We start from the raw sequence: 26,320 nt of genomic DNA on the forward strand, positions 1-26,320 counted from the left end.
TCGAAATAAATAACCCGCTATGAATGTTTACTAACGCGAATACTTTCATTCCTTTAGATGTAGGAAGAAAATAACTCTTTGTTTCTTTAAATATTTCTTTGTCATTGTTGCTCATGTGATACCTCTTACTTGATATTTTTCTTATTAAAAAACCCTCCGAAGAGGGTTAGTGATTATGGCATTCTTCCGAAGTGGAAGGCGTCAACTCTATCAATGCGAATTCGCCATAGAAATATCGGCATATCCGCGGTAGGGTGACTGATGATTTTCACATCCTTCATGTGCAATGCAATAGCTGGTCGATGTGGGTTCGCATCATACTCTGATATTAAATCATTGTAATAATCAACATGACTTTGCTTGTGTTCAAAATCTCCTTTTTGTATCAACTTTAGATTTTCTTCTAGCCAAACCCTTTCACTAACCATCATCCCTGAATAGATGACGCCACCAACCGATACCGTTATTGGAGTTGAGTGATTTCCGTGTACTGTTGCTAGCGCATCATATAGGCGTGGGTCTGGCTCATTTATCATTGCAGCATAGCTTTTGAGTATTTCGTCAGAGCTAGGGATTTTACTATCAGACATTAATATCCTCCGTGTGCTTTACTGTTAGCTGATGTATAGGTTGTTATTGCATCTCTAACACTACCACCTTGAGCTATGTTATACACCACGATATTGATCACATCTTGCTGATTTAACCCTTTCTCCGCAGATACATCCACAGCAGCACCAGAAGCTTGTTGATATACGTTAATGATAGGTGGCATGCTAGAACCGCCTCCTTGTAGCCCTTTGTTAGGAATTACTTTCCCACCTTCACCCGGCAAGAGATAATTTTTCCCAGAACTCGTCTGTAAAATTTCCGGCTTCCCACGCTCCCCAAAGCGATAGTAATTATTTGGATTTACTGAGCCGCCATTGTAACGACCACCACCATAGCTTCTAAAATCAGTAGGCATCCCCATGCCTCCAATATTAGACAATGATGTAACGCTGCTTGCTACACTGGCTATATTAGGAATAGCACCCAGTCCGCCCATAAAAGTACCTAGTATTGTTCTGGTAATTAATGCCTGAACAGCCATCTGCATTAATTGCTGTATCATCGCGTTCAAAGCTGTGTTAGCCAAATTACGCATAGCATCACCAGCCGATTGAGTTCCAGACAACATAGCAGAAACTGCCGTTGCTGTTCCGCTGCTCAAAGAATCTATTGCAGTTCCCATAAGGTTGTTTAAATCATTCTGCCCTTTCCAAAGCCCCCACATTGCATCAAATCTAGACTGCTCATATTCTCTATTAGCAGCATTCATTAATGCTAAGCCTTGTTCTTCAGTAAGAACTTTTTGATTAACATACTCTTGGATTAAAGCGAGTTTTTGAGCGTTCTCATTAGCTAGTCGTTGCACTGGGTCTAGCTGACCAGCCATTTCTTGCGTAGGTGTTATGACTGATTTGGCGTTTTCCTCTGCAATCTTCCTAGAGTACTCAGCATTTATTTCAGCTCGACGTTTTTGATATTGCTCCTCTGTGACTAAGTTGGCTTTAAGTTGCCTGTCTAGTTGTTCTAATGCTAACTTCTGGTCTCTTGTTGCCTGTAGTCCGATATTTTGTTTGTATGAGTCTTCTCTGTCCTTAATTGCTTGCTTAAGGTCAAACTCTTTAGAGGCAAGCTCAGTTATTTCCTTAATTTGCTTTTCAGACGCCTTAGACCCTAAAGATTGAACAGCTTCCAAGATTGCTGCTTCACGAGATAATCCTTTAGTTTCCAGCTCGGCAACTTTTGTTGCATTTGCTAAATCAGTAATCTTTTTCTGCAATTTCTCGGCTTCAGTAGCTTCTTTTGCTGCTGCGGAGGCTGCATCTTTGCTAGTTTTTATTGATTCCTTCTTTCCTTCGTTATTTTTATATTCTTCAACCGCTTTATCTTGCAAATTCTCTATAGCTTTAGGATCTAAGACTCCAGCATCATCAGCGGCAAATTTAACTTGGAGCCTGACCTTTGCTTCACCTTCAACTTTAGATAAAGCCAAGTCTCTTTCTATTTTCTTTTTCAGAGCCTCCCCTTTCTCTCCGCCGAAATCAAGCATTAGACTTTGCGCGTTAAATTTTTGCTTACTCTTGGTTGCATTATCAAGATCTACACCATATTGCCTCAGTGCTGCGCTACCATTTGGCAGTACACTTTTGGCTTCCTTTGTTAAAAGCTCTATCCCTGTTAATAATTCACCGTTAAATTTAGCAGTCCCAATAGTGACAAAGCTTTCAGTCTGCGAAAGTCTTTGTTTCGCTTTTTCAAGTTCACCCGCTGCAATAGCTTGATCATTTAAAGTTTTCTTCAGGGCTTCTGAAGCTTCGCGCCCTCTACGAGTTTTTTCACCAAAATTATAAATCTCTTTGTTGTAGGCAGATATTTTTGATGTTAAGTCATCGAATTTTTTCTGTGCTTCTTTGACTCCATCTTGAAGCTCTGGGATTTGCTTGTTAGCTTTAGCGATTTCCTCTCCAATCTGGACTTTAGTCATTTCCTTAAATCTAGAAATCAAATTGTTCACGCCATCAGCTAAGCCATTAGCATTGTTTCTCGCTTCCTCAGCCTTTTGGCTAAAGTAAAATAACCCTGAAGCCGCCAGAACAGCAAAACCAACTGGACCACCGACTAATCCTAGTGCTCCACGTAATGCCCCGCCTATTGTAATGCTAGCTCTTGCAGCCGCTGCTGCTGATGCAGACTGCGCCGCTGTGTGAGTTGTTAGAGCTTGATTGTAATTCGATACTGCCACTGAAGCATTCTGCCTTGCTGCTGACAGTCTAGCTTCTGCTGCTGTAACCTGATCTGCTCCAATGGCAGACGCTTTCATCATTTGAGCTAGCTTTACTTCATCTAGCGCTCTCTGTTTCGCTGCGTTTGATGACCTTAAACTTGCTAGCGCCAATTGCTCTTCTGCTTTTGCTGCCTGAGCATCTGCAATAACTAATTTTCTAGCGCTAACCACTGACCCCAACTTGCTTTGAATGCTAACAGCCATTGCTCCAGCTAATCTTCCCGTCATCACCGCTGCTAAAGCCATCGCAGCAACAGCGACACTATCGAAGTTATTAGAAAGTACGGCGAAGCCAGCCGACACAGACCTTGTAATGCCCAAACTCTGATTAAGCTCACCAAAGTATGCTTTTGCTGAGTTGGTTAGCTTTGTAAATCCATCAGCAACAGTGTTGTCCATCGAGTCGGCAAGAGCGTTATTTTCTTCTCGCGCATGGATCATTGCATCGGAAAAAAGCTGCATGGAGATACCAGTTTCCATCGCCATTTTTTTAACTTCATTTTCAGTTACAGTGACGCCGCCTCGAAGTCTGGATAGCTCTTTTGCAATATCTCCAACAACAGAAGGTGTAGCATTCAAAACAGAGTGCCAATCATTGCCACGCAATGTCCCTACTACCATTGCACGATTTAATGCATTCATGGCTGATTCTGTTTGTTGTGCGCCAGTTGCGTTAGAAGTAAAGGCCGATGACAATGATTCAATGTAATCAACTGTTTGATCAGTGTTATATCCTAGTTCTTTCATTGATGATGCGGAGCCAGCATAAAGAGATTGCACCGTCTCTATTGCTTTACCATTTCTGTTACTTATCTCAAGGAATCGCTCTTGTATTGCGCCATACTTTTCAATATCACCCTCTGCTGACTTTAGCGCCATTTTGATACGCGCAGCCATTTGCCCCCACTCATCAACCGCATGAACAATAGCACCAACTGACAATGCTGACGTTACCGCCACTGCTGCCTTTGAAAATGAAAACATTGATTTTTCTGCTGACTCTATGGATTTAGAGGCTTTATTAAAACTCCCTTCCATGCGATCTAGGCTGGTATAAACCTGTTTCTCACCTGATAGTAACGGCTTAACATCCATAGCAACATCATAATGAATCCCGCCAACGCTTTGACTTTCTGACATATTGAGACCTCTTTAAAAAAAGAAAGCCCACACAAATGTGTGAGCCTTTAGCTAAAATAAAAAACCCCGCCAAGTGGCAGGGCTGAACTCGTATATTTTCTTTATTTACTTAGAGCAAACTTCTATATTTCCATCCGTCAAATTAGGGTCTATCCCATCACTTAATACCGTCCATTCAGATATATCGCTTACATACTCAAGGTTATCCAGCCCGCCACTTTCATACAACGCCTTGAGATTATCTAAGTCTTTTTTATCCCTTTCACTTGCATACGGGCTATCAGCCTCAACGAATGATTTAGCATCATCTATTGCTTTAGGATATGTCCATTTAACGCTTACAATATATGAATCACCATCTTTTTTTTCTGAAACAATACTGTATTTTGCCTTTCCATACAGGTAGTCACTTAATTTGTAATAGTCATTTGTTGTTGGCAGTACATTTTTATCTATAAATGTTATTTTTTTAATCCCTTCAGGGGTGCATGCTGCTATCTTTGACTTTGACAGTAATTCTGTATTTTCTGTGGTTACAAATTCCATGACTTTATCTGAAGCTGATTTTTCACCACCACACCCAGCCAGCAAAGCAACCACCGCACCAATTATCAGTACCTTTTTCATCACCATCCCTTACATCAATTTAGCTGAGCCTTTAAGCTTACCTTTGCTTAATTGTAAACATTCTTCTGCTGTAGCTTGTCGCCAGTTGCCAAAAGAGTCTCTTATAGCAAACTGATCTTCGAAGCCTAAATGAACCATACATTGCCCGAACTCATCTAAATGCTCGATGGTGATAGTAGTTTCATTAAACGGGTAAATACCAGAATACTTTCGCTCAAGCTCTAAAATGAAATCTAATTCAGATAATTGCTCAAATACTTCTTTGTTTTGATTTTCCATGCTTTTTCCTTGCTAAATTCAATAAGCATAGTTTCTCTTATCGAGACTGCAAATCAAAGCAAAACACATCTTTTATATGAATATCGCCGCAACCAGACAAAAGTATGATTGACATAATTCACATTGGCTTATACATTTAGCAAACGAGGACTCAAAACCTCTTACAAGCGGTCAAAACCAACCCCGTCAGTGTTGGATTTTTTATGCCTATCATTTAGTGAACGCATAGCGCGGTCATACCCCGAACAATGTCGGGAGGGCGACGAATACAACACCCGAAAGGGAAATAAGTCCGCGGTCTCTTGTAGCCGTTTTGAGCCTCCCGACACCATATTTTATGGTTAACATTCTCAAAGAAATACAAGGAGTCAATTATGACTAATCAACTCATCATTTCTAACACTTCAATTCGCAAAGATTCTGTAGGTCGCTATTCACTTAATGATCTGCACATTGCTTCTGGGTCACAACAAAAACACAAACCTGTTCACTGGCTTAGCAATCAACAAACAAATGATTTGATTGAAGAAATCATAAAGGTAGAAAATCCTACCTTTGAACCTGTCCACATAAAAAAAGGTCGCTATGGTGGAACCTACGTCTGCAAAGAATTAGTTTATTCTTATGCGATGTGGATCAGCGCTGCTTTTGCTTTAAAGGTTATCAGAGCATACGACGATTTAGTTAGTGGTCGAGTTGAACAAGCTATTCGTCGCTCAACAGTTCAAGAAAGAAACCCGTTAAAAGATGCGGTTAATTTACTCGTAAGCAAAAAAGGCATCATGTATCCAGAGGCGTATGCTTTCGTTCATCAGCGCTTTAACATTTCAAGCATTGAAGAATTAACAATAAACCAAATACCCGAAGCCGTAGAATATATCCATAAAATTGTTTTGGAAGGTGATTACATTCCCAAAGAAGACCCAAGGGAGACTACTCACCTCTACGTTAACAAGGATAGAGATATCCATAATATAAATGCGCTAGCGAAACATTTCGAAGCAATTTACACAGCATGGAAAGTCGAGTTATATCCAGCCCTGCGTAGTATCGACTCACCAGTAGCACCAAGATTATACGACCGATTCAAGGATGGATATTCGTTCCTTCGGATGCTACAAGAAAGCCTTAACGGAAAACATCCTGCATTAATCAAATAGATGGCAGGGCAAGGACGCCCTTTCTCATCCCCCCCCTCACCTCAGTTTTTATTAATTTACCTTATGATAGCCCGAGGCGTGTGCAAAACAAAGCAAAAGTCCTCAGTTAAGAGGCGTAATGTGTGATCTGGATTACAAGCCCATCCTTGGGCTATGTGTAGGTTAGGCTACTTCTTTTCCGTGAATGATATGGCGTAATGCGCTAATACCATTCTCGTTATAGCGGAATGCTTCAACCTGCTTTGATGAGTGAGCCGACTTATCTAAGAAGAACTTTCCGAACTCATCGGTTTTCAACCCGTTCTTGTTGGCGATTCGTCCAATTTTATTTGCTGATACTTCTAGCATTTCCCCTACTTCACCAGCGCTGTAATACTTTTGCTCAAGAACTGGCAGCGGAACAGCTTCAAAACCTACAATCGGGTTAACAATATTCGCTGCTGCACACTGTTTGGCTTCATTGCTTAAGTTCGGCATCAAGTCAAACAAGTTGGTGATTGCATCAACCGACATTTTCAGTGTTCTGGCTTGGCGATATTCAGGTAGCCCAGATTGACTTTTCTTAACTGAATAGCTACCAGTTTCCATAATTTCAGGTAAAACCTGTTCACATACCCAATCTTGAACATTTTCCGCTGACGGTAGCTTGCTACGCATAATCAAACGGAACATATCAGCTTGACCTGCTAGGATTACACCACGCGGATTATCAAATCCTAATTCTCGCGATTCGCGATAATTAAGGTTAATCAGTGATTTACAATGTTTCTTTAGTGCGTCTGACGGGTTTGAGTATCCTAACGATACTGCCAACTCAATAGCCAGAAACACAGGCTTACCTTTGTATTTCAGTCCTGAAACTGTCACTAGCTGCTCATTACTTGACTTATAGTTAAAAACTCGAATACTATTACTCATAAATATACGTCCTATATTTTAGTTTAAGATGAGCCGGTAGCTGTAACTATCGGCTTTTCTGCTTTTAGTGCTAATCAATGTGTTAATCTCCTTACCTGCTTTTTACTTGCTATCTTTTTCATACTTGCCGTGTACATCCAAAACATATTCATAGTCGCACCAAGTCGGTTAGCCATCTTTGGATCAAACGCTGCGATATCATCTTTAGCCAAATCCCATGTATCACAAATTAAGTTTAATCTAGCGAGTAATCCGTCAGTACTAACTGATTTCTGCCTTGTTGTTGGCAAGTTTTGTTTTTCCTCAACCTCCTTATCCAAGATATCCAACACCCATTTACGAAATTGCTTTGCTACAGGTGTGTTAGAAAACATTGCGATCAAGTGAGCGCCACGAAGTGAGTAAACTCTGACCGATTTGTTACGTAAGCTATTGTTTATCCCGTTGAACGTCATATTGACGGTCATTGTCATGGAGTCTGTAAACTCATCAGCGTTACGTGCATAAAGCTTACTTACGTTATCTGTGCGGCTATACCCTAATACCTGTGCAATTTCAGTTGATGTTAACCACACTTGACCATCTTCAACGATTGGATTGAATGTGAAGTTCTGGAAAGTTAAGTCTGTTTTAGCTACAATGTTCATGTCACTTATTCCTTCGCTGGTTTATTTGGCACTGAAACCTCAGCTAGTTTGCGCTTCTGAGGTTTCTTTCTTTTAGATAACAATTTCACCATTCCTCTCCATCTCGTCTACTAACTTTAAACGATAGATAATATCCGCCTGTTTAGAACGCATATACTTCTTAGCGGTTCTTTCTATCCCATCCTTAAGTTCATGTGGGATTCTAACTTGAGTTGGATTAGCTACTTTACTTTCATTTTTCATCGTGTATCCTCATTTGAATGCTTCACTCCACTTCATAATACTTCATTATTTTATATGGTCAACTTAAAAATGAAGTTTTAGAGATTTAAGATGAAAAAACATGAAATAAACGAAGGGTTTCATACTCGAGTCATGGCAGCAAGGCATGAGCTATCATTGACTCAAGCAGAGCTGGCGAAGCTGACTGGTGTTTCCCAACGCCAAATAGCTGCATATGAAGGTCACGAATCTAAACCTAGAGCTAATGTATTGATTAAACTAGCAGGGGCGCTAGGGACTACTCCTGAATGGCTAGCCACTGGTGATGGGTTATCAGGGATAAAAAACATCAATGGCTTTTCTGATAAGGTTAATAAAATACCCATTATCCCATTAGAAATGGTGACCCATTGGCTTACAAGCATGTCTCCAATCTACATAACAGATGAATTTTATCCTGCTAAATATGAAGTTAGTAACCTGACCTTTGCTGTACGTATAAAAGATCCAGCGATGGAGATTAGTGCAAATGACTCTATTTCATTTTCAAGTGAGCCTATAGTTGTTTTCGAGCCACTACTTGATGCACATGATCAGGATTACGTCTTGGCGTTCGCTAATGGTGAGTATGTGTTTCGTAGACTATTTAAAGGATTGACTACTTCATCACTTGTTCCTAATGATAGGAGGTATCCAAGTGAAACTGTAAGTAACCATGACATTGAAGATAAAAAAATAATGATATTCCCTGCAATTGCTGTTGAGTTTCAACTTCCAGCGTTTAGTAGGACCTCAAAAATGTTTGACATTGACTCATTTGATGATTAATGCCTAACCACCCAGCCCAAGGACGGGCTAGGCTAGGAGATGTTAATTTAAATTAATCTCTTTTGAATTGTTATATCTTGAGCAACTAAACGGTCTGCCTGCCTCACAGGCTTTTTTAAAGTATTCGTATGCCAGCGTTTCATTCTCATCAACTCCACGCCCATCATAATACATGACTCCTAGCATTTCCTTGGCGAAATCATCACCTTGTTTATCTGCTTCGGTAAACCAATGAAATGCCTTACTATAGTCTTGTTCAACACCTTTCCCACGATAATACATTTCACCAATCATTGTCTGAGCATCAACATCTCCACTTAAAGCAGCTTTTTCACCCCAATAAAACGCCTTGTTATAATCTGGCTTGCTATAATCACCCTCATAATATATTGCAGCCAACTCTATTTGAGATTTTGCAATGCCATTCTCAGCATAAATGCATAGCAACTTATCGCTTACATCACAGGGCACCTCAGACTCGTAACATCCGGATAAAAGTGAAGTCAACATCCCTATCATTAGTACTCTTTTCATCTCACCATCCCATCAGTTAATTTCAGTAATGTTAGCTTAGCGGGAGTGCAAATTGAAGCAAACAAAAAACCTGCCGAAGCAGGTTAATTTTCATCTCTAAATTTTTGAGCTATTTGCGCCAGCTCATCCATGACCTTATAGTCTTGTGCTTTCAGGTGAGCATCAGGATGTAGTATGGCTATAATTGAGTATCGGTGATCTTCAATAAGCCCTTGCACATATACCAAGCAGATGTCTTTTTCAGGATTTCCTTTTTTGTGAGTTCTGTAATATTGAACCCTATCATCTGGAAATTTATCTGGCGGTATTTTTAAATGAATGTGCATCAAGCAAGCTTTTTCAGCTGAATATGGCTTAACGTATGAAACATCTCTTCCGAAATAACTAGGAATCCCCTCATCTGACTTATACTTTTTAAAGTCTTTGAGTAGCTTAGCTTCGAGATCTAAATGTTTTTGGAATAAGTCGCCAAAAAATTGATTTCTTGTTTGCTCGTTTATAGTTACTTCTATTTCGTCCATGAATTAGCCAGTAAAGGAATAGTCACCTGAAATTATTTTCTTAGTTGTGTAATCAGCTAATTCCCTTAAAGCATTAAAGTCTATATCACTTTCGAACGTTTTAGGGATAGTGAATAACTGACGAGAAAAATCATTTAAGCGAGCTATTGCATATCTAGCCTTAGCAACCGTTCGCAAGTATGATTTCATTTCCATTTTTTCTTCGTCGGACAAGTCGTCTTGCTTAACTCTAACCTTGAGAACATTTTCAAACCCCCTCAAGACAGCTTCGCAAGCTTTATTTTCTTCTAGTCCGTTTTGTATCATAACGCCACGGATTTGATCCTCGTCCATTTCTAACAAGCTAAAGTAATATGCATTAATCTGATCGGCTAAGTTAGCCACTATCTTATTTCTTTCTGCATACTCATCCTTAAGCTCTGTAACATTATCAATCACATTTCTCTTCATGACATGCGACTCCTTATCGTTACATACGTCAGCGAGCGAATACGAAGGAACACTCAGTATTCCACCCGACAAAATCGCTGCAAAACAATGCTTTAGTAAAGGATTCATTTTCATGCCTTATCAAATTGCTAAATATACCTTGGAGTATATTAGAATTAAGTTAACTTAACTGCAAGCTCTACTTGTATCTTGAATATCGAGGTGTATAATGCCGCACCTCGATAATACCCACCATTTATAGTGGGCACTACAACCATAATGGCCATCACGACTAGCAATAAAAATCACCAAAAAAGGCCCATCCGCACCAAAAATACTGTATACATATACAATGATACCTACTTGGTACGCATTGATACCTAAAAAACACCTATCTAGAATGAGACTTTTTGAGGATAGGTGGCATGGAAAGAAAATATAAGCATCCGCAGGTTAACCTCAGATTACCGACTGATTTAAAAGATAGAATTCAAGAATTAGCTGAATTTAATAATCGGTCAGCCAATCAGGAAATGGTCGCAGCTATCGAATATTGGATACTGCGTAATTCTCACGTTGAAGTTTTAACGATTTCTGATGCGGCTGAGCGCATATTCCAGCTTGAACGAGAGATGGAAGTCGTTAAGGAAAAATTAGGGATTAAAAAGTAGCCCCATTATTGAGGGCTTTATCTCACTCACGATAGTATTGATGTTTGCGTCTGGAATTATGCTTCCAGCTTTTGCTGAGCTTATAAGCGCTTGTTGGTAAGTCATACCGAGAGTCAACCAAACAAAAACCACGAGCAGCTCTTAATTTAAGCATCGAGCCTTTATATTCAATGTAATGCATGGCATAGGTGCTTTTTTCTTGCTTGGTGCTAAAGCTTTTATGACAATTGTTTCGTAAACTTGGATACCAACACCAAGCCCCTTCAATAATAGCGTTTCTGTACTGCTGCTTAATCTTTTTCATATTACTCCTAGGTTAAATTAGTTACCTAGAAGTGCCCCTCTGCAAAGTAGTTCATAGTTTTATATCCTCGGGTTTAATAGATGAGTGTTACTTTTTAAATTCCTGTAAAACAACGCCAGATTCACTTAACACCTTAAACACATCACCCTCTTTTAATTCAATAAACATTGGATTATTTTCCCTTGATGTATCAACCCTGCAAATGATAACAACATCATCATAATTTCTATTGTTAGATGAAAAACCACTAGTGAACTCAATACTACTTATTTTAATCAACTCTTGCTCTACATTAAGCTTACCTACAGGATTTTTGCGTAAAACATGTAAATACATAGTTACCCCTTGTTCGCTTTAGCTTGTGCAATTCGACGTTTTTTACGCTCGAAATAATCATCAACAGCGGTGTCATATTCTTCTTTAGTGAAACCTTTTTCCTCTGGATACTTAGCTTTAAGCATCATCAGAAACTCAGACATTGTGAGCTTTTCAGCTTCATCACGGTTCATTTCAAAGTGGACACGGGATGCATTGATATATTCGACAGCATTAAATGAATCAGTGAACTCTTTATCGCTTTCATTGCGCTGTAGCTTCCTGATTTTCACCTTGCCAATTACGCCATGGATCATCAACTCTCTAGCCAACACGATAATGTCAGATATTGGCAGCTTCCCCATGCGGTAAGTTGTGCCGTTTTTACCAGCGCGCCATTGGCCTATTAACTCGTCACAGTCCTTATCACAACACGCCTGCATCACAATCATTGCTGAGGATAACAATTTGCGAGATGTACTTTTCTTCAAATATTTCAACAGCCAATTACTATTTGAACCGCCGTTAAGCGAATATGCCGCTAATAATGAAATGGCCCCACTAACGACAGAACCAGATAAAACCGTGAAGGTATCAACTATTTCTGATGGGCTACCGATATTCGTCATTGCATTAAATGACGGGCTAAAAATGTACTCGTTATTAGGTGTTTGAACAGCGAACTCGCCATATTCTATTTTCGGTGTCATAAGATACTCCTAGTATTATCAAGGGCACTCGTAAGTACCCTTTGTAATATTAAGGAGCCGTTACGGTCACTTCGGACGTATCGGTCAGGCCACCATCAGCGGTTGTTGCTGTGATGGTAACTTTGCCAGCCGCGATGCCAGTAACTAGGCCATTTGGTGTAACAGTTGCCTTACCTGCATCAGAGCTTTTCCACACAATCGCTTTATTAGTTGCGTTGCTAGGCGTCACTGTTGCCGATAATTGCGTTGTCTTACCTACTTCAACGGATGCAGTTTTAGGCGACACCGCAACATTCGTCACAGGGATGGCGTTGTCATCTTCTATAACTTGGAAAGTAGTTCCATCAGCCAGTTTTAACTCTAAGCTATAGGTTACAATCTCTTTCACACCACCGCCGTCACTTAGTCCAGTAACGTTCATATAGCCAATGTGATAGTAATCACCCCAGTGCAAACGCATCCACACGGTAGGCTGACGACGGGCCTTAATCTCATCAACAACGTATTTAATAAATTGCTGAATACCAAACTCATCAGAACGGTCATGAAGACGTACTTCACCTTCAATCGAGTAAGTCGGGTCAAGGTTTGAAATCATAGTGGAAGAAATACCGCCATTATCAGCATCAGAAACCAGCGTTTCAGGCGCTAAATCCCACGTTACCGATGTTGGCAGGCCATTTAGTTTTAACTCTTCGTCAGTCGGGAACTGGTCAGGACAACCATATGCCAACTCGACAGTTTTCAATCGCCCAGTCATGATGTCTGAGCTAGTAGTACAACCTTGCATGTTGCCTCTCTTATAAATAAAAAAGGCCGCACATTGGCGACCTAGTTTGAGATTTGTTTGTTTATGATAAGCAGCGGAATGAGAGCCTGAATATGACCCTGTTATCTGATGTTGGTATAGGGTTAGGTAATCCACCCATGTTAAATACTGAGTTTAAACTACAATCGCTTGGGTTATTGGTGACGTACTGGAGTATTGATTCCGCTTTCTTTGCAGCCCAAGGCACATCATCCTGAGCCGATATAACTAACACATCGATATAATCATCAGCAGACAATTCACCAAATCGACCACTACCGTCTGACGCTTGTACAACTAAGTATCGCCCCGCCTTTGAATTTGGTTTCTCGTTCCATAGGTACGGCTGAATGAAGTCAAAGTCACCTGTCACATTTCCGCGCTCTAAGTAGTCAAAGAAATCGTCAATAATCACAACCTCATTTCCTCCATTATCGCAGCGTCAATCATTTCCCTTGTTTCTTCAAAACCTGAATCAAGGAAAAGCTTCTTGGCTGTTGGGCGCTTAAACTTTTGTACAACCCTAGGGTCATGAACATAAACAGCATAACTAGCGCTATAGCCAACGCGCCCAGTTAATATCGTTCCATTCACTCTAACCGACCGATAGCTTGAGTTGATTAATGTCTTTGTATCGATTGGCGTGTAGACGGCTGCTTGCCTGCCTCCAATATCTAACGCCCTGTGCATAGCCCTTGTCGCTTTATTAGCGGTAATATCACCAACAATCCTTGATAAAGCAGCCCTAGCCTCATTAATACCTCTAACCCTAGTTGCCATATCAAGTCCTTATTTTGTAATCAGGGTCTTGCCTAAACATTCGAGTGTCAAAGCCATCAATAGCTTTAATTATCGAACTACCACCCTCGACCTCTCTAGGGTCTAGGGTTATCCGAGTGTCCCCCTTAGCGATGTAATAGCCAATCTCAGGTAATTTTACAGGCTTACCTTTATGGAGCGCCTCAGTATTAAACACCGAGCGAGAGATGAATTCGCTTCCATCAGCATCAATTGCCTTTTCGTTACTATCCACCCAGTTGCAATCAATGAGATAAGGTTCGCCATATATAGTTTCATCGCCCCATTTCCCTCCCTTGCTTACTGGATAAACAGTCGCAACACTCTTGTATGACCAGCGAGACATTTTCGCCATATCAACTCCTAAAGACGTCAAACTGAACTAGATTTTGCGGCCTATTGATTGGCAATGAATCAGTACAGCCCGATGTGTCTAGATTTGATAACAGGTTAGCAAGTTGCTTTCTCCCGTCATCAAAGTATTGATATGAGCGAGAAGCGCCTGATGGTGCGTGCTCTGATGTTGTTTTCCTCACATCGGCGGATGACAGCATCAAAACAACAGCATAAAGCTTGATGAGCCTAGCCGTACTTTCTGGATAGTTTGAAGCGTCAAGACAGTCATCTACTCCATTTGCAATAGTGATAAATGACTCAATAATAAAATCAGGAGCCTCAAAGCCCATTGAATCAAGCAACTCCTGAACCTGTTCGATTGTTATGTCTACAGCCATGAGACCGCCTGAATATTAAAGGGGCCTAAGCCCCTGTTGTTTACTAGCCTTATTTACCGTCTGAATTTTCAGTTTTTTGTTTTACTGAACGAGTACCAGCGCCATCTGCCTTACCACTCAATACCGCTGCAAATGGAACGTTTTTACGCTCAAACTTACGAGCCCAATTGGCTGGATTAGCAATCTCAATGTTTGTTGGTGTTTTGCTTGGGTCTTCCTCTCCTAACCAACTAAAGCCTGCTGGTTGAAGAATAAAAGTCTTACGTTCCCACAACACCTCTGCCCCGCCGCCATTACCGCCAGATGCCTTGCGATCAAGCTCTACTGGCGTGTGTGGTGAACCGCTGCCATAACCAAATGCCCCGCTACCAAAGAACACTGTTAAGTAACGCCCATCTTCATTCTTCAGGCTATCATCCATAAAGATTGGCTTACCTAGGTAAGTTTGCAGGATAATGCGCCCATCGGAATCTCGAATAGTTTCAATTAGATTTTGGGTGGCCATTTGTTTCATAATGACGGAATGCACGCCAATAGCACTGAACGTGTCAGCGGCATCACCAGCGGTAAATGCGGCATCAATCAGGTTGTTAGCTGAGATAATCTCACCACCTTCAATGACCATATCGCTGTCGTTGTTTGCAATATTACTTCCAATAATCCCGCGGGCTGTGCCAATGAGATAACGCTGCCATTGACGAGTCCAATAAGTACCAAAACGATTGCGAATATGAGACATAGGTTCGCTGTTCGCCAACTCAGCCGCTAAATCTGCAACCCCATAGCCTTTGTTAAGATACAAAACGCGAGATTTCAGGCTTGATTGACTTGCTTTTCCTACCTGTCCGATTTGGTCTGGATCATCAGAGGTTGCATTCGGTGCTTCATTTGCATCCAAGTCATTCCAGTAGTTAATTGTCGCAGTACCTTGGCTTCCAGAAGCGATAGCGTCCAGTTGTGGTAATCGGGTGATAATCCCAGACTCAAATACTGCTGTTTTTTCAGGACTATTCTGTGGCTCAATTGCTTGATAGTAGTCACCACGGAAAATGTCCGATAAACGTGTTGTTGCCATTCTTTACTCTCCTAATTATTGCGTTTTTGCGAGGCGTTTGAATTCCTCTGGATTTTCTTCAAACAAACGGATTCGCTCTGCCTCTGTGTAGTCTTTCCACGTTTTGCCAGTGCTTTTCCCTGTCGAGTGGTGATGCGTATCTCCCCCTGTTCCTGTTGCCTTGCTCCCAATGATGACTGGTGCAAATAACGGGTTACTACGAAACTCTTTTTCTAGATCATCAATAGTGAATGCGGACGGATGACCAGCCGAATCAACGACTCGTGTTTTGCCTTCCTCTACTGATAAGCGGGATTTAATGTGTGGCATGATTAACGGAGCAGCATCGCCAGCCAATTTTGTGGCCAATGTCTGTGCAACGTTATCAACCAAAAGCGTGTGTAGGCTTGCGTCTTTTTCCTGCAACTGTGCTAACAGCTCGGTTTCACGTGCTTTTAGCTTTTCAGCCCAACTTTTTTCCAATGATTCGATGTCGCCATTTTTGCGAGCCTGATCTTCCGCCGCTTTCTTCGCTGCATCTTCGGCTTGCTGGCGTTTTTCTTGCTCTGCTTTCTTTTCCGCAAGAAGCTCATCCATTTTCTTTTTCATTCCAGACACATCTGGAATATCAGGCATTCCTTCAATTTGAAGTTGGTAATTGCCGCCAGACTCTTTGTAAAAGGCCTTTTGCTCATCGGTTAATGCGTCAAACTCTTCTTTCGTTAATAAATATTTAAACATCGTCAAACCTCTGGTTTAGATGGTGCAGCCTCTGACCGCAGATAATAAAAAACCCGCTCAGTGGCGGGTCTGTGTTATTTCAATTCAATTCCGGCTCGCTCAAATGCTTCAGGTGCAAGCTTTTGCATATCCTTGAGCGTCATCGGTTTAAAGTTTTTGTGTAACTGTAGCTGTGCGAATCTCTCAGGCGACAGACCACCATCACGAAATAGCTTTCCTCTCGTTGGGCCAAGTATTAAATCTTGGCGCTTTGCAGGCTGGCGAGTTAACCACTCATAATAATTCTCCTCGCCCCATTCAGACCTGCCAACTGGCCTAGTGACTATCAAATCAGCAAATCTATCATTTAGAATTGGCAATCGCTGGCTTCGGCAGTTCGGATGAAGCGGAGGCATTGGACCAACACCAACCGGATATCTATTACCAGATAAAGCCCTACACGTAGATGATGTTTTATTGTCCAGTATGGCGCTAAACTCTTCCTCTTTGATTAAATCGTCATTCTCCTTATAAAACTCCTGAGCCGCGCATGTATGAGCATGTTGAATAGCCGTATTTGCAATCGTTCGGTAGTTATAAGTGATGCGAGATATTGTTGATGTTGTAACCTGCGACCTATCAATTGCAGCCCCGTTAATAGTCGCCTGTAGAGTTTGAATATTACTTTGTGCAGCCATAGCTAAAACAGCCTGATTCTCTACTTGTTGGACTGAACTATTTACCCAAGAGGATATAAACTTCTTGAGGAACAGTGAGCCTCCCCAAGCTGTTAATATCAGTGGTACATTTAAGATAGATTTCTCAACTTTATCAGCACTAGGCTTGCTTATTTCATTTGTCACTATCTGTGACAGGCTATCAACTTCAAGCTGACTTGACTCAATACCAATATCGATAACCAATTGCAGTAAATATTCAGAATAACTGGTCAGAACTGGTGATAACTCTCGCTTTAACTCAGCAATGATGGCATTTAGTTTTGACCTCGATGTTATCTGGCCTGAGAAATTAGCTAATGCCTTAGCAACTGCCGCCCTTAACTCTTTTTGCATTTCCTCACTATCAACAATGCCAGATTTGAGGCGTTCTAGGAGAATTTGGATCATCATTGAGTTGTCTAACATCAATTGTGATTGCATACTCACCTCTACATCATTGAGTTAGCTCTAGATAATTCTATCTCTTCGATAACATCCTCAGCTTTCTCATCTTGCGGAATAATATTGATACTTTGCAGGTACTTAACAAAATCAATCATTCGCATAGCACCTGATTGCAGAGCAGCAAGTAAAGCCGTAATTGCTTGAGAATCTAATTGTGCAATATCGTAAACTTTGTTCAATTCGATAGTCGCCTCACCACTTCCCGCAAACTGAATGCAGAATCCAAGCGCTCGGTTAAAAGCCTGCTCCACATTGCCAGCACACAATGAAAGCACAGAGTTATCTGTTTGTGCCTCATCCTGAGCCTGTGTGGCTGTTCTAGCCGATGTACCGCGCTCAACCAACTTAGCCCCTAACATTGCCATTTGCTTCTCTCTGCGCTCCGCTAGTGTGATTTGAATATTCCTATCCTCTGGCTGGGCAAACTTCATATCACCGCCGACAGGAAGCAACACACCTTTACGAGAGCCAACAGTGAAGCCATCTGCTAAGTGATTTTTCACCCAGTCATCAGTAAGGCCTGTTAGTGCAATCATCGGCTGACCAACCGTATGCGCTGATTCTGCAATGTCTGCCTCAGCTTGATAATGTTTGATGTTTACATAGGCAATATCTGCCAGTGGTGGAGCATCAGGCGTGTGGTCGTTGTTCATAGACCCAATCCATGACCATGGGAGCTCATTAAGAGGCTTTCCACTCGCGTCACTTAATACAACCCAAGCTGTGACTTTGATATCGCCATCTTCATACCAGCGTCGAGAATGGGCCACGTCATTAATAAGCCTCAATTCAATCCAGTTATTCTGCATTTTCAGCTCAAAATCTTCGGTATCAACTGGCTCTTGATATTGAAGAACAACGAGTGATGTTTTCCCGTTCGTCACTCGCCAGTTAATGATTTCTTTTGCTGTAAACAATCGAATATATGGACGACCTTTGTTAGCTTCAGACTGGACACCTGAGCCACTGAAGTCACTTAACAACCCAGCGCGTCCACGCTGTAAGTTTTGCGATAAAGCATCCCTTATCATCTGAGTTAACGGCTGGCCTTGCCCGTCAATGTCAGTTTCCAAATACTCAACGCCTCCGCTGACGCTAATCTTTACTGGCTTGCCAAATGCTATACCAAGTAAGCCACTTAGCGTTCTACCTGTGGCATTCAGAAACGAGGCTCTAGCTAAATAACGCTTATAGCGTTCATTGTCTTTGTCATCGTTTTCTTTTTTATCCGCAGGATGTGGTAAGTATTTTTCTTTTTTACTTTTAACAACTCGTTCGCCATCAACACAATCGCCGATCATGTCCCACTCAGGCAAAAACTCGCTGTACGCTGGATGTTTATAATCAACGTTTGTATTCATATTAGTTCCAGTTAATCGAGAACGGTTCGGTAAGAACACGTCTAATGATAGGGAATTGTTTGACGATGTAATAACCTCCACCATCGTTGGCATGGTCAAATCCTGCCGTTTTGTCTGGTTCACCATTAGGGGCCCATATTTGCTGTTCTAATGATTCAGCGTAACGTGGACACCTCATAGAATTAACAAAGTATCTACGTTCACCTTCAGCATTTAAAAACATTGCATTCATTGCGTTAACCCTATCTTTTACCGAAGGGTTAGTCCCATCAACATGGACCGTAAAATTTGCTTTTCGTAATAGAGCAATATCCGTCTCAGACGCATTCACAGACTTACGGCTGTTACCGCTAGCATCTGGGTAAACGTGTATTTTGTTTTCTGGATAACGTGAGAATAATGTCTTGATAACATCAGGTGTGTCATAGCCATCTATTACTTCATCTACGGCATGAGGAAACCCATTGCGAACAACATGAACAATCGCTGACATCTTCCCAACGTTAAAATCCATACCAACAAAGATAGGCTCATCACCCTGAACTGATTCAAGACTGTTATTTAGCTTCCTGTCGTAACAGTGATATACCGTGCCACTAGTCAAGTTAACGAAGTCACCATTTAGGTAAGCTTCAATTAGCTGAGGTGGGTAACTCTCTTTTAGAGAATCGGCATAATCATGCGGTAGAAATGGATTGCTATAAGTTGATGCTTGAACCATTTCATAGCCGGGCTTTGGATCACGTTTCCAAGTTTTATAAACAAACCTAAAGCCTTCTGGGGTTGTGTATACGCTAACCCTGTTGAATGGGTCAGGAACGCCATTAGGTCGCTGACGATTACGGGCGATAACTTTCACCCATACAGCGGAGGCGTGCTGCTCTTTTAACGTGTCTATTTCATCAATGTGAGAACGATAAGACTCATAACCAACAATACGTGCTGGGTTATCTAACGTCCTCAGAACGAAATCACCGATACCTGATGTTGCTGTGTAAATGATGTTTTCTGATTTGTTGTATTTGTACCTAACTCCAAACTCAGATAGCTTTTCCTCCATACGCGGGGCAAGAATAAGCCTAATCAAGTCATAGGTTGGCTCGTACATTGCGATCAGCGCGCTGGATGAGTGGGAAGCATCTCTAAAGGCAGATACCGCCATTGTTTCTGTTTTGCCAGTACCGAAACCACCGACAAATGCTGGATATTTGCAAGTTAGGCTAAAAAACTTACCCTGTGGTGGTGTCAGTGTCGTTCGTATCGTTCTCCCCGACAATTACCACCTCCATTCGTGTTATAGGTTGCTCTTTCTCGGTATCGATTTCTCTGCGAAGTTTTTCTATCTCAAGTTGCCTGCGTTCAATTTCTAACTTCTGTAATTTTTGCGCCGTCTCGCTATCCGCAAGGCCAACTCGACGCATAATGAGTTCAAACATTTTTTCACGGCTGATAGAAAGTATCTCGATACCATTCTGAGTGACTTTTGTTCCTGAGTAAGCTAGACGAGCTGATGATGAAAGTTTGCGGGTATCTTGAATGAATACTCGACCCTCTCCCTCACCGCCACAAACTGGACATTCAGGGTTAGGGTCAAGCGTTCTATTGAAATCAGTACCACCTGAACAATCTGGCTCATCCTGACCTCGCGCCATCGCTTTAGCCAAAGCCTTTTGATATTCAGCTTCAGTCCACTGGTAGTTGTAGTCAACACCCCAGCAGTAATGACAGCAGCCTATGCGATATTGTGATAACTCATTGGCATCGAATGTAGCTAATCCCCATGCTTTAGCCAGAACATCATCAGCATCGATAAGTGCGCGTGAAAGCGATTGCTTTTGCTGATTCGCAATTTCGTTCGCAACTGAAGTTTTATGAAGTAGTTGATAACCTTGCTCTCGCGCTGTCTTTTCACTATACCCAGCTCTTATAGCTGCTTGTGTTGCATTTCCATCTATCAGATATTCAACAATAAATTTCTTTTGCTGTGTTGTTAACTCTTTATCATCAGCTAATGATTTCGCGCTATTTTCAATTTGCGAATTCGCAGTTTTGTTCGCAGTTTTAATGTAGCGCTTCGCAGTTGTATATTTTAATCCCTGAGACTCACACCACTCTTTCGGTGATATCCCTGTAGCGGCATGGTCAGACAGGAACTGTTTTTGTAGCTCGCTCCAGTCCAGCCTAGCCATATATTCATATCCTCATAACAAATTAGAAAACCAGTCCGCATAAACTGGCTTTGTGATTGGTTATTTCTTGGCGTTCTCATCTGCAAACAGGATCAGCGCTTCTTTTGTTTTCTGCACCGTTGTATCTGCCTTGTTAATCATCGACCCATCGTTGAATGTTGTGCCCCATAGCTTCTTGTATAGTTCAAACTTCAATTCATCATCAGCGATATAATCAATCGCCTTTTGCGCTGCTGCTGTATCGTTGCTTGCTAATGTGAGTAGCTCTAAGCGGATTTGCTGTGAGCGTGTTAATTTATCAGTCATGATTTACCTTGTTGTTATGTGTTTCGTTGTAATTAGCCCACGCTTAGCGATGAACTCACCTACCTTGTCGTAGTCAGGCTCAATACCAAGCGTTAGGCAAAATAGTTTCAAAGTGGATATGTATGGATTGACCCACCATTTAAATTTCACTGAAATCTGTAATGCTAGTGTTCCTGTTTTCATGAACCACCTTTCAGTGCGTTATAGAATGTCTTGGCGATGGTTTTTATCTGCCGTATATTGCCGCGACCAGTAACAGTGATGCGCCTTACCTCTCCAGCCTGACGCAAACAAGCTGTTAGCTCACCATCGGTTACATCTACCTTTGTTCCAAATCCTGTAGTCTTGGCGTCTATGTTGTATTTATTCATATTCAATTACCTTTGCTGCTCACCTAAGAACTCATTTAAGCTCTTTATAGCTTCCTGTGGTGATTTGCCTATCGCATTGTATTGTCTTAGTTTGGCGTGCCACCCTTGCGGGGTTAATCGGATATGTGGCTTGTTTTTACTCTTCATATTCCACCCAATAAAAAAGGCCGCTGAGCGACCTATTCATTTCTTCGATTTGCTGAGTAATTTATCCAATCCACGCTCAACAATTACAGCGACCAATCGACCCTCTTCAATTCGTCCTGATTCAATGTACTCAAGGGATTGCTGTATCTGACGCTGGAGAATGCATATTGTTTCTTTCTCTTGCTTGGTCATTTCTTCTTGCCGCCTGAATACTTAATCGCCCATGCTTTAGCCACATTTAAGCAATCATCAAACAATCCACCTTTGCGACTTGCCTGTGAACTTTTGCGGTAGTGATCTAATGCCATGTTGCTAGCCATCTGAGCGATAGATAAAGAAAAGCCGAGCTTCTTTAACTCGGCCTGTACGTTTTTCTCTATAAATTGTTCAGCATTCATGCAGGTTCTTCTCCATTTGGAAAATCCCCCATGTCAGGTAAGGTTAGCTGCGATAAATCCATAATGGCTTTCTTAGCTTTACGTATTTTCTTTAAGTGACGCTTGCGTAAGTTCATTAGGTCACTGCCTTTCTTGCCGAAATTCTCAAATGACCAATTGTCAGCCGCTACTAGTCTATTTTGCATTTCATTGATAGTTAAACTTTTAAGCTCATCCATATCAAGGTTTGCCAACCCTGTTTGCGGCTTGGACTCTTTCTCAGCTAAATCTAATAGCCAGCGACGCAAAGCTTTTGCACATCAGTCTTAGATAGAATTCCTACCAAGTGAGCGCCTCTAATCGAAAATATCCTTACTCTCTTATTTTGTATCTCATTGTTTTTATTGCTAACGGTCAAGCTGACCGTCTGAGACATACCATCTGTAAACTCATCTTTGTTTCTATTAAAAATACGAGTCACCGATGATTCATCTTTATACTCAAGTAACTCTGAAAGTTGTTTGTTGGTAAACCAAACCTTTCCATCACCATTATCAAATGGGATAACTTCGTTACCTTTAAAAACTAATGATTTACTCATGATACTGTCCTTACTTAGTAATGAACCCTTGCCACATAGGAGATCAGCCCATCGAAGCAGTATCAGCTATAACTGACATCCTCAAAGGCTCATTCCTAAATAACGGTTCGATGTTTTTAGATGTGTGTGCATGTGGTGCACAGGGTGAAATGCGTAGAGTTCGCAACCATCATCACGTATCACTACGTTAATCAGGTCGCTTCTAGTCTGTTCCTAGCAGTCAAGATGAAATCACCCCCTTATATGGTGGAATCACATCTATTAAAAAGCCCCGCTATTGCGAGGCTCGTTGTTTTATTTGCGCCATCTAAATCCAAAGACATGCCTTTCTTTTGGCTTGCTAATTAATGATTGAATTTCACTGAAATCGATAGTTGCAATGTTCCTGTTTTCATACCTTGCTACCATTAAGAGCCTTGATTTGCTCTGGTGTTATTGCGATATTACTCGTTCTGAAAAACTCCTTTCCGTATTCTGTAACAATTTTCGCCTAGATTATTTTACTTATGTTGATATTATGCGCACGCCCTTACGACATTTGGGCTATTCATAGAACTAGTAATAAACATTCCGAATTTTTATGCCTCAGCTTACAGAGGCTTTTTTTTATTCTTTCGGAATGCTTTTATCAAACTCATCTCGAAATTGTTCTGGTTTATCGAAACCTTGTGCTGCCACGATAGGTATTTCTCCCGTAGATATTAAAAAGCCTCTGAGAAATCAGGGGATAGTTATTATTTGACTATATATATTGTACATTTATAAATCATTAACTAAGCTTACTATTGGTGGCAGATGCTACCGCATTTACATTTTTATCTTTATATAACTAAGCCCCTGCGTCGTTTACAGGGGCTTCATTCTTTATCTTGAGTTAATCTTTCCAAGTGATAGCTTTTACAGACCACATCTGAGCATCCATAATTCGACGAATGGCTTCGTTGTGAATCATCAAAGCTTCTTCTGAAGTAGCTCTTTGCATGCTGTCCTGAATTAAATCAATCGTATCCGCTGCATTTTGCTTTACAGCATCTACCATGATATTTCCGCTAGGGTTGAAACTAACGCCAACTAACTTTTGACCTAAAGTCTGACTCATTTTAAACACTCCGTTCTAATGTAATCTTGCAAACCAAGTATCATTTGTTTGGACTCTGCGATTCGTTGTCTGAGTAACCAATAATTTCCGATAGCGGAGTCAGTAGGTCTGGCGGTTGCTCCATCATCCACGGTGGAGGTGGAATTGGTTTCGCCTTTCGGACAACTGGCTCTGATATACACCCGCTCAGGATTGCGCTCAGCAGCAATACGCAACTGGTCAATTTCAGCTTTTGCATTTGTGAGTTCCGTTGTGTGTTTAGTGTCGAGTTTGTGAAGGGAGTTAATGCGCTTTTCGTAGTCTTTGTTAATTTCTACTTGCTGAGAGAGTTGGCTAGTTAATTCGGCATTTGAAATTTTTAGCTTATCAATCCTGTTACCCTGCCACGCCACACAAAGGGTCATTGCCAAGATAATACCAACGGATACTATCGTTTCGCCAAGTTTCATATCACTTCACGCCATTGTGCTCTAACGAGTAATGATTGCCGTCATTGAATCGACCGCCCCACGTACCGCCAATGGATTCCCAATACTCACCAAGCAATTTATGATCACTTGAAGCGGTAAGGTATCTACCATCTTTAAACAGGTTGAAATCTACAGCTAGACGCTGAGTGTGTAAGCTGTTTTTAATGCCTGAACCTTTCTTAGCATTCAATGCCGCCTGTTCTGGTGTTCGGTATGCTTCTGAAAATGTCAGCTCATAGCCATTGTCGTATGCGAAGGTAATCAAATCAGCAATCATACGAGTAAACTTGCGTTGTTTTTCACCTAGTGTCATTTGTTAACCCTCTTAAATACTTGCATTACATTCCCCTTGGCAGCAAAGACCAGCGCACCAAGAAATATATTACTAGCGATACTCGAAAGTCCCGCCGTAGCCTGTGCGTTTAGTAAGTCATAGATTTCCCACACACATAAAATAATCAGCGCAGTTCCAACCCATGAATCACGGTTTCGCTTGTACTCACATAGAAATAATCGAATCGCTATCAAGACAATAATCAAGACATTGACCCAATTAAAAAGAAGTTGTTTGTCATTAAAAACTGAAAGGATATAAGTCATTCTTTATCCCTCCGCTTTGATAGAACATCGACAATTGTCGTGAAGTTTTTCTCTATCAGACGAGGAAGCCAAGTAAGCGCTTTAGTTAGCGTTTCGCTCTTTGCAACAATCAATAATGCAGAAATGAATAAAGCAGATACAAGAATTGCTGTTAATGTGCCGCCAAGCTCATAATCAAGCTTTTCTTTTAGTATTCTGTCAACAGGCTCAGTAATTAAAGCGCCCGTCAGAAATGAAAGGACAAATAAGAGAATTTTCTTTCTGTTATTATCTTTGGAAGCAATAACAGCAACGGTTGCACCAATCACAGCGCCAGTAATGACACCATAATTAATATCACCAATAAAAACGCCCATAACGCCACCGCCCGCACCGCCGACGATAGCACCAGTCGCGGTACTTGGCATATAAACACCTGTGTTTTTTAGTTAATAGATAGCCGCGCACAATCTCTATGCGTCAATTAAGTGTGTGTGATTAGAATTCTGTGGCGGCGTATATGAAAAAGCCCCACATAAAGTGAGGCTTGTTATAAATAATTCATAATTTACTCTGGTGCAGGTAAAGCTAAGATAATATCATTTAGAAGAGGTAACGCCTCTGCATCTCTACCTTTGAAATAAGTTATAGATTTGTTTTTTATCCAGTTATTGATTTCATAATTAAACATAGTTATCAGCTCATTTGGATAAAGCCTAGCCTCTACCACTGGCCTTCTTCCGTCATCAAACTCATGCTCATAGGTAGGAAATGAATCTGGGTCATACCCTTTGGCTCTTAGGATGTCACTAAAAAATCTACCTAACGAGATATCTGGCATTAATTTTTGAGGCAACATGTACCCTCTACTTTCAAGGGGAGCAAGAAGCTTAAGCGTCATTTGATCAAGCATAGAAAAGTGGGTTGGCGGTATTTTTTCTCTGTTAATCATATATCGTCGGACATGGTATGGCATCGCAGACTGACTCTGCTTACCACCAGACATCCAATCAAATACCCATTTTGATACAAGAACTGCAAATTTTGGAGATGCCCACTGACCAAGATTTATAGCCACTTGAGGATGAACCCAAGTCCCTTGGATATAAGGATTTCCTCCCCTAACTATTTGAATTAATTCCGATGCCGGAATTCCGGTGTCGATAGACAGTTCGGAAATAAAAGCTTTTGATGATGCATTATCAAGGTAATGATTAAGCCGCTTGCCTGCTGCCTGACACATGGCTGTAGCATTAATATATCCATCATGCGCCCTTTGAGAAATAACAACATTATTTTCTTGCCTAGAAATTAATGGTAATTCTAACTCTAGTTGATTCATTACATCTCCTCGCAAAAAAGTCCACATATACTTTATGGCAAG

At 41.2% G+C, this 26,320-nt stretch carries 41 protein-coding genes; 3 read left to right on the forward strand and 38 right to left on the reverse strand.

What is annotated here, in order from left to right:
• Positions 1-173: 173 nt before the first annotated feature.
• The 4 genes from ACLPIE_RS02280 to ACLPIE_RS02295 all read right to left on the reverse strand — a co-directional run bounded on the left by ACLPIE_RS02280 (position 174) and on the right by ACLPIE_RS02295 (position 4,879).
• Positions 174-590 (reverse strand): hypothetical protein, encoded by a 417-nt coding sequence (locus ACLPIE_RS02280; protein WP_430259279.1) that lies wholly within the window; start codon positions 588-590, stop codon positions 174-176.
• Positions 590-3,973, reverse strand: coding sequence for a tape measure protein (locus tag ACLPIE_RS02285; RefSeq protein ID WP_430259280.1), 3,384 nt, complete (start codon positions 3,971-3,973; stop codon positions 590-592). The genes ACLPIE_RS02280 and ACLPIE_RS02285 overlap by 1 nt, the downstream gene beginning before the upstream one ends.
• Positions 3,974-4,078: 105 nt before the next feature.
• Positions 4,079-4,600 (reverse strand): hypothetical protein, encoded by a 522-nt coding sequence (locus tag ACLPIE_RS02290; protein WP_430259282.1) that lies wholly within the window; start codon positions 4,598-4,600, stop codon positions 4,079-4,081.
• A gap of 9 nt (positions 4,601-4,609) precedes the next feature.
• Positions 4,610-4,879, reverse strand: a complete 270-nt coding sequence (locus ACLPIE_RS02295; protein ID WP_430259284.1) for a hypothetical protein — start codon at positions 4,877-4,879, stop codon at positions 4,610-4,612.
• Positions 4,880-5,253: 374 nt separating this feature from the next.
• Here ACLPIE_RS02295 and ACLPIE_RS02300 point away from each other — a divergent pair, with 374 nt between their 5' ends.
• Positions 5,254-6,039, forward strand: coding sequence for a KilA-N domain-containing protein (locus ACLPIE_RS02300; RefSeq protein ID WP_430259285.1), 786 nt, complete (start codon positions 5,254-5,256; stop codon positions 6,037-6,039).
• Positions 6,040-6,201: 162 nt separating this feature from the next.
• On the opposite strand, the gene ACLPIE_RS02305 is transcribed toward ACLPIE_RS02300, so the two are convergent.
• The 3 genes from ACLPIE_RS02305 to ACLPIE_RS02315 all read right to left on the reverse strand — a co-directional run bounded on the left by ACLPIE_RS02305 (position 6,202) and on the right by ACLPIE_RS02315 (position 7,847).
• Positions 6,202-6,957 (reverse strand): BRO-N domain-containing protein, encoded by a 756-nt coding sequence (locus tag ACLPIE_RS02305; RefSeq protein WP_430259287.1) that lies wholly within the window; start codon positions 6,955-6,957, stop codon positions 6,202-6,204.
• Positions 6,958-7,031: 74 nt separating this feature from the next.
• Positions 7,032-7,604, reverse strand: a complete 573-nt coding sequence (locus tag ACLPIE_RS02310) for a BRO-N domain-containing protein (RefSeq protein WP_272524273.1) — start codon at positions 7,602-7,604, stop codon at positions 7,032-7,034.
• Positions 7,605-7,676: 72 nt separating this feature from the next.
• A complete protein-coding gene (locus tag ACLPIE_RS02315; protein ID WP_162762217.1) occupies positions 7,677-7,847 on the reverse strand; it encodes a hypothetical protein in 171 nt (56 codons plus the stop codon).
• Between the two features lie 90 nt (positions 7,848-7,937).
• Here ACLPIE_RS02315 and ACLPIE_RS02320 point away from each other — a divergent pair, with 90 nt between their 5' ends.
• Positions 7,938-8,654 carry a helix-turn-helix domain-containing protein gene (locus ACLPIE_RS02320; RefSeq protein WP_415887486.1) on the forward strand — a complete coding sequence of 239 codons (717 nt, stop codon included), beginning with the start codon at positions 7,938-7,940 and terminating at the stop codon, positions 8,652-8,654.
• Between the two features lie 42 nt (positions 8,655-8,696).
• Here ACLPIE_RS02320 and ACLPIE_RS02325 read toward each other — a convergent pair whose 3' ends face one another.
• From ACLPIE_RS02325 to ACLPIE_RS02335, 3 genes are all read right to left on the reverse strand, one after another.
• Positions 8,697-9,188 carry a tetratricopeptide repeat protein gene (locus ACLPIE_RS02325; RefSeq protein WP_430259290.1) on the reverse strand — a complete coding sequence of 164 codons (492 nt, stop codon included), beginning with the start codon at positions 9,186-9,188 and terminating at the stop codon, positions 8,697-8,699.
• Between the two features lie 83 nt (positions 9,189-9,271).
• Entirely contained in the window at positions 9,272-9,709 is a 438-nt protein-coding gene (locus ACLPIE_RS02330) for a type II toxin-antitoxin system YafO family toxin (RefSeq protein WP_275075961.1), read from the reverse strand.
• Positions 9,710-9,712: 3 nt separating this feature from the next.
• Entirely contained in the window at positions 9,713-10,159 is a 447-nt protein-coding gene (locus ACLPIE_RS02335) for a hypothetical protein (RefSeq protein WP_430259292.1), read from the reverse strand.
• Between the two features lie 404 nt (positions 10,160-10,563).
• On the opposite strand from ACLPIE_RS02335, the gene ACLPIE_RS02340 reads away from it, so the two are divergent.
• Entirely contained in the window at positions 10,564-10,809 is a 246-nt protein-coding gene (locus tag ACLPIE_RS02340; protein WP_006661960.1) for an Arc family DNA-binding protein, read from the forward strand.
• A 22-nt stretch (positions 10,810-10,831) separates the two neighbouring features.
• Here the strand turns inward: ACLPIE_RS02340 and ACLPIE_RS02345 are convergent, their stop codons facing one another.
• The 28 genes from ACLPIE_RS02345 to ACLPIE_RS02480 form a co-directional block, all read right to left on the reverse strand.
• Entirely contained in the window at positions 10,832-11,113 is a 282-nt protein-coding gene (locus tag ACLPIE_RS02345) for a hypothetical protein (RefSeq protein ID WP_105881116.1), read from the reverse strand.
• Positions 11,114-11,200: 87 nt separating this feature from the next.
• The gene (locus ACLPIE_RS02350) at positions 11,201-11,449 is read right to left on the reverse strand and encodes a hypothetical protein (RefSeq protein WP_105881117.1); all 249 of its coding nucleotides are present in this window, start codon (positions 11,447-11,449) and stop codon (positions 11,201-11,203) included.
• A gap of 2 nt (positions 11,450-11,451) precedes the next feature.
• Positions 11,452-12,138: a DUF6246 family protein gene (locus ACLPIE_RS02355; protein WP_430259294.1), complete on the reverse strand. Its 687-nt coding sequence runs from the start codon at positions 12,136-12,138 to the stop codon at positions 11,452-11,454.
• Between the two features lie 49 nt (positions 12,139-12,187).
• Positions 12,188-12,928, reverse strand: a complete 741-nt coding sequence (locus ACLPIE_RS02360; RefSeq protein ID WP_125892578.1) for an Ig-like domain-containing protein — start codon at positions 12,926-12,928, stop codon at positions 12,188-12,190.
• A 61-nt stretch (positions 12,929-12,989) separates the two neighbouring features.
• Entirely contained in the window at positions 12,990-13,361 is a 372-nt protein-coding gene (locus tag ACLPIE_RS02365; protein WP_221078483.1) for a phage tail termination protein, read from the reverse strand.
• Positions 13,358-13,726 (reverse strand): hypothetical protein, encoded by a 369-nt coding sequence (locus ACLPIE_RS02370; protein ID WP_070929144.1) that lies wholly within the window; start codon positions 13,724-13,726, stop codon positions 13,358-13,360. Before ACLPIE_RS02370 ends, ACLPIE_RS02365 begins: the two co-directional genes overlap by 4 nt.
• Before the next feature lies 1 nt (position 13,727).
• Positions 13,728-14,099, reverse strand: a complete 372-nt coding sequence (locus tag ACLPIE_RS02375) for a hypothetical protein (RefSeq protein WP_131679885.1) — start codon at positions 14,097-14,099, stop codon at positions 13,728-13,730.
• Between the two features lies 1 nt (position 14,100).
• Positions 14,101-14,478 (reverse strand): DUF7370 family protein, encoded by a 378-nt coding sequence (locus ACLPIE_RS02380; RefSeq protein ID WP_430259297.1) that lies wholly within the window; start codon positions 14,476-14,478, stop codon positions 14,101-14,103.
• A 49-nt stretch (positions 14,479-14,527) separates the two neighbouring features.
• Positions 14,528-15,553 carry a phage coat protein gene (locus ACLPIE_RS02385; protein ID WP_430259299.1) on the reverse strand — a complete coding sequence of 342 codons (1,026 nt, stop codon included), beginning with the start codon at positions 15,551-15,553 and terminating at the stop codon, positions 14,528-14,530.
• Positions 15,554-15,568: 15 nt separating this feature from the next.
• Positions 15,569-16,273: a hypothetical protein gene (locus ACLPIE_RS02390; protein ID WP_430259300.1), complete on the reverse strand. Its 705-nt coding sequence runs from the start codon at positions 16,271-16,273 to the stop codon at positions 15,569-15,571.
• 74 nt (positions 16,274-16,347) lie between these two features.
• The gene (locus ACLPIE_RS02395) at positions 16,348-17,412 is read right to left on the reverse strand and encodes a minor capsid protein (protein ID WP_430259302.1); all 1,065 of its coding nucleotides are present in this window, start codon (positions 17,410-17,412) and stop codon (positions 16,348-16,350) included.
• 8 nt (positions 17,413-17,420) lie between these two features.
• Positions 17,421-18,797, reverse strand: coding sequence for a DUF4055 domain-containing protein (locus ACLPIE_RS02400; protein ID WP_430259303.1), 1,377 nt, complete (start codon positions 18,795-18,797; stop codon positions 17,421-17,423).
• A 1-nt stretch (position 18,798) separates the two neighbouring features.
• Positions 18,799-20,073 (reverse strand): terminase large subunit domain-containing protein, encoded by a 1,275-nt coding sequence (locus ACLPIE_RS02405; RefSeq protein WP_430259305.1) that lies wholly within the window; start codon positions 20,071-20,073, stop codon positions 18,799-18,801.
• Positions 20,027-20,986, reverse strand: a complete 960-nt coding sequence (locus tag ACLPIE_RS02410) for a terminase small subunit (RefSeq protein ID WP_430259307.1) — start codon at positions 20,984-20,986, stop codon at positions 20,027-20,029. Before ACLPIE_RS02410 ends, ACLPIE_RS02405 begins: the two co-directional genes overlap by 47 nt.
• A 60-nt stretch (positions 20,987-21,046) precedes the next feature.
• Positions 21,047-21,292, reverse strand: a complete 246-nt coding sequence (locus tag ACLPIE_RS02415) for a DUF2560 family protein (protein WP_430259309.1) — start codon at positions 21,290-21,292, stop codon at positions 21,047-21,049.
• 3 nt (positions 21,293-21,295) lie between these two features.
• The gene (locus ACLPIE_RS02420) at positions 21,296-21,475 is read right to left on the reverse strand and encodes a hypothetical protein (protein ID WP_430259311.1); all 180 of its coding nucleotides are present in this window, start codon (positions 21,473-21,475) and stop codon (positions 21,296-21,298) included.
• A complete protein-coding gene (locus ACLPIE_RS02425) occupies positions 21,472-21,663 on the reverse strand; it encodes a hypothetical protein (protein ID WP_430259313.1) in 192 nt (63 codons plus the stop codon). The genes ACLPIE_RS02420 and ACLPIE_RS02425 overlap by 4 nt, the downstream gene beginning before the upstream one ends.
• Before the next feature lie 6 nt (positions 21,664-21,669).
• A complete protein-coding gene (locus ACLPIE_RS02430) occupies positions 21,670-21,810 on the reverse strand; it encodes a hypothetical protein (protein ID WP_430259315.1) in 141 nt (46 codons plus the stop codon).
• A gap of 36 nt (positions 21,811-21,846) precedes the next feature.
• Entirely contained in the window at positions 21,847-22,002 is a 156-nt protein-coding gene (locus ACLPIE_RS02435; RefSeq protein ID WP_430259317.1) for a hypothetical protein, read from the reverse strand.
• Positions 21,999-22,208: a hypothetical protein gene (locus ACLPIE_RS02440; RefSeq protein WP_206086887.1), complete on the reverse strand. Its 210-nt coding sequence runs from the start codon at positions 22,206-22,208 to the stop codon at positions 21,999-22,001. The genes ACLPIE_RS02435 and ACLPIE_RS02440 overlap by 4 nt, the downstream gene beginning before the upstream one ends.
• Entirely contained in the window at positions 22,205-22,495 is a 291-nt protein-coding gene (locus tag ACLPIE_RS02445; protein ID WP_430259319.1) for a hypothetical protein, read from the reverse strand. The genes ACLPIE_RS02440 and ACLPIE_RS02445 overlap by 4 nt, the downstream gene beginning before the upstream one ends.
• Positions 22,477-22,788, reverse strand: coding sequence for a BRO-N domain-containing protein (locus tag ACLPIE_RS02450; RefSeq protein ID WP_430259321.1), 312 nt, complete (start codon positions 22,786-22,788; stop codon positions 22,477-22,479). Before ACLPIE_RS02450 ends, ACLPIE_RS02445 begins: the two co-directional genes overlap by 19 nt.
• A gap of 874 nt (positions 22,789-23,662) precedes the next feature.
• Entirely contained in the window at positions 23,663-23,887 is a 225-nt protein-coding gene (locus ACLPIE_RS02455; RefSeq protein ID WP_430259323.1) for a hypothetical protein, read from the reverse strand.
• Entirely contained in the window at positions 23,884-24,291 is a 408-nt protein-coding gene (locus tag ACLPIE_RS02460; RefSeq protein WP_430259425.1) for a lysis protein, read from the reverse strand. Before ACLPIE_RS02460 ends, ACLPIE_RS02455 begins: the two co-directional genes overlap by 4 nt.
• Before the next feature lie 46 nt (positions 24,292-24,337).
• Positions 24,338-24,670, reverse strand: coding sequence for a M15 family metallopeptidase (locus ACLPIE_RS02465; protein ID WP_430259325.1), 333 nt, complete (start codon positions 24,668-24,670; stop codon positions 24,338-24,340).
• Positions 24,667-24,957, reverse strand: a complete 291-nt coding sequence (locus ACLPIE_RS02470; RefSeq protein WP_335674253.1) for a hypothetical protein — start codon at positions 24,955-24,957, stop codon at positions 24,667-24,669. Before ACLPIE_RS02470 ends, ACLPIE_RS02465 begins: the two co-directional genes overlap by 4 nt.
• Positions 24,954-25,364, reverse strand: coding sequence for a putative holin (locus ACLPIE_RS02475; RefSeq protein ID WP_335674254.1), 411 nt, complete (start codon positions 25,362-25,364; stop codon positions 24,954-24,956). Before ACLPIE_RS02475 ends, ACLPIE_RS02470 begins: the two co-directional genes overlap by 4 nt.
• Before the next feature lie 140 nt (positions 25,365-25,504).
• Positions 25,505-26,278, reverse strand: a complete 774-nt coding sequence (locus ACLPIE_RS02480; RefSeq protein WP_430259327.1) for a KilA-N domain-containing protein — start codon at positions 26,276-26,278, stop codon at positions 25,505-25,507.
• Positions 26,279-26,320: the final 42 nt, after the last annotated feature.

The organism is Providencia sp. Me31A, assembly GCF_050487165.1.
Lineage (GTDB): Bacteria > Pseudomonadota > Gammaproteobacteria > Enterobacterales > Enterobacteriaceae > Providencia.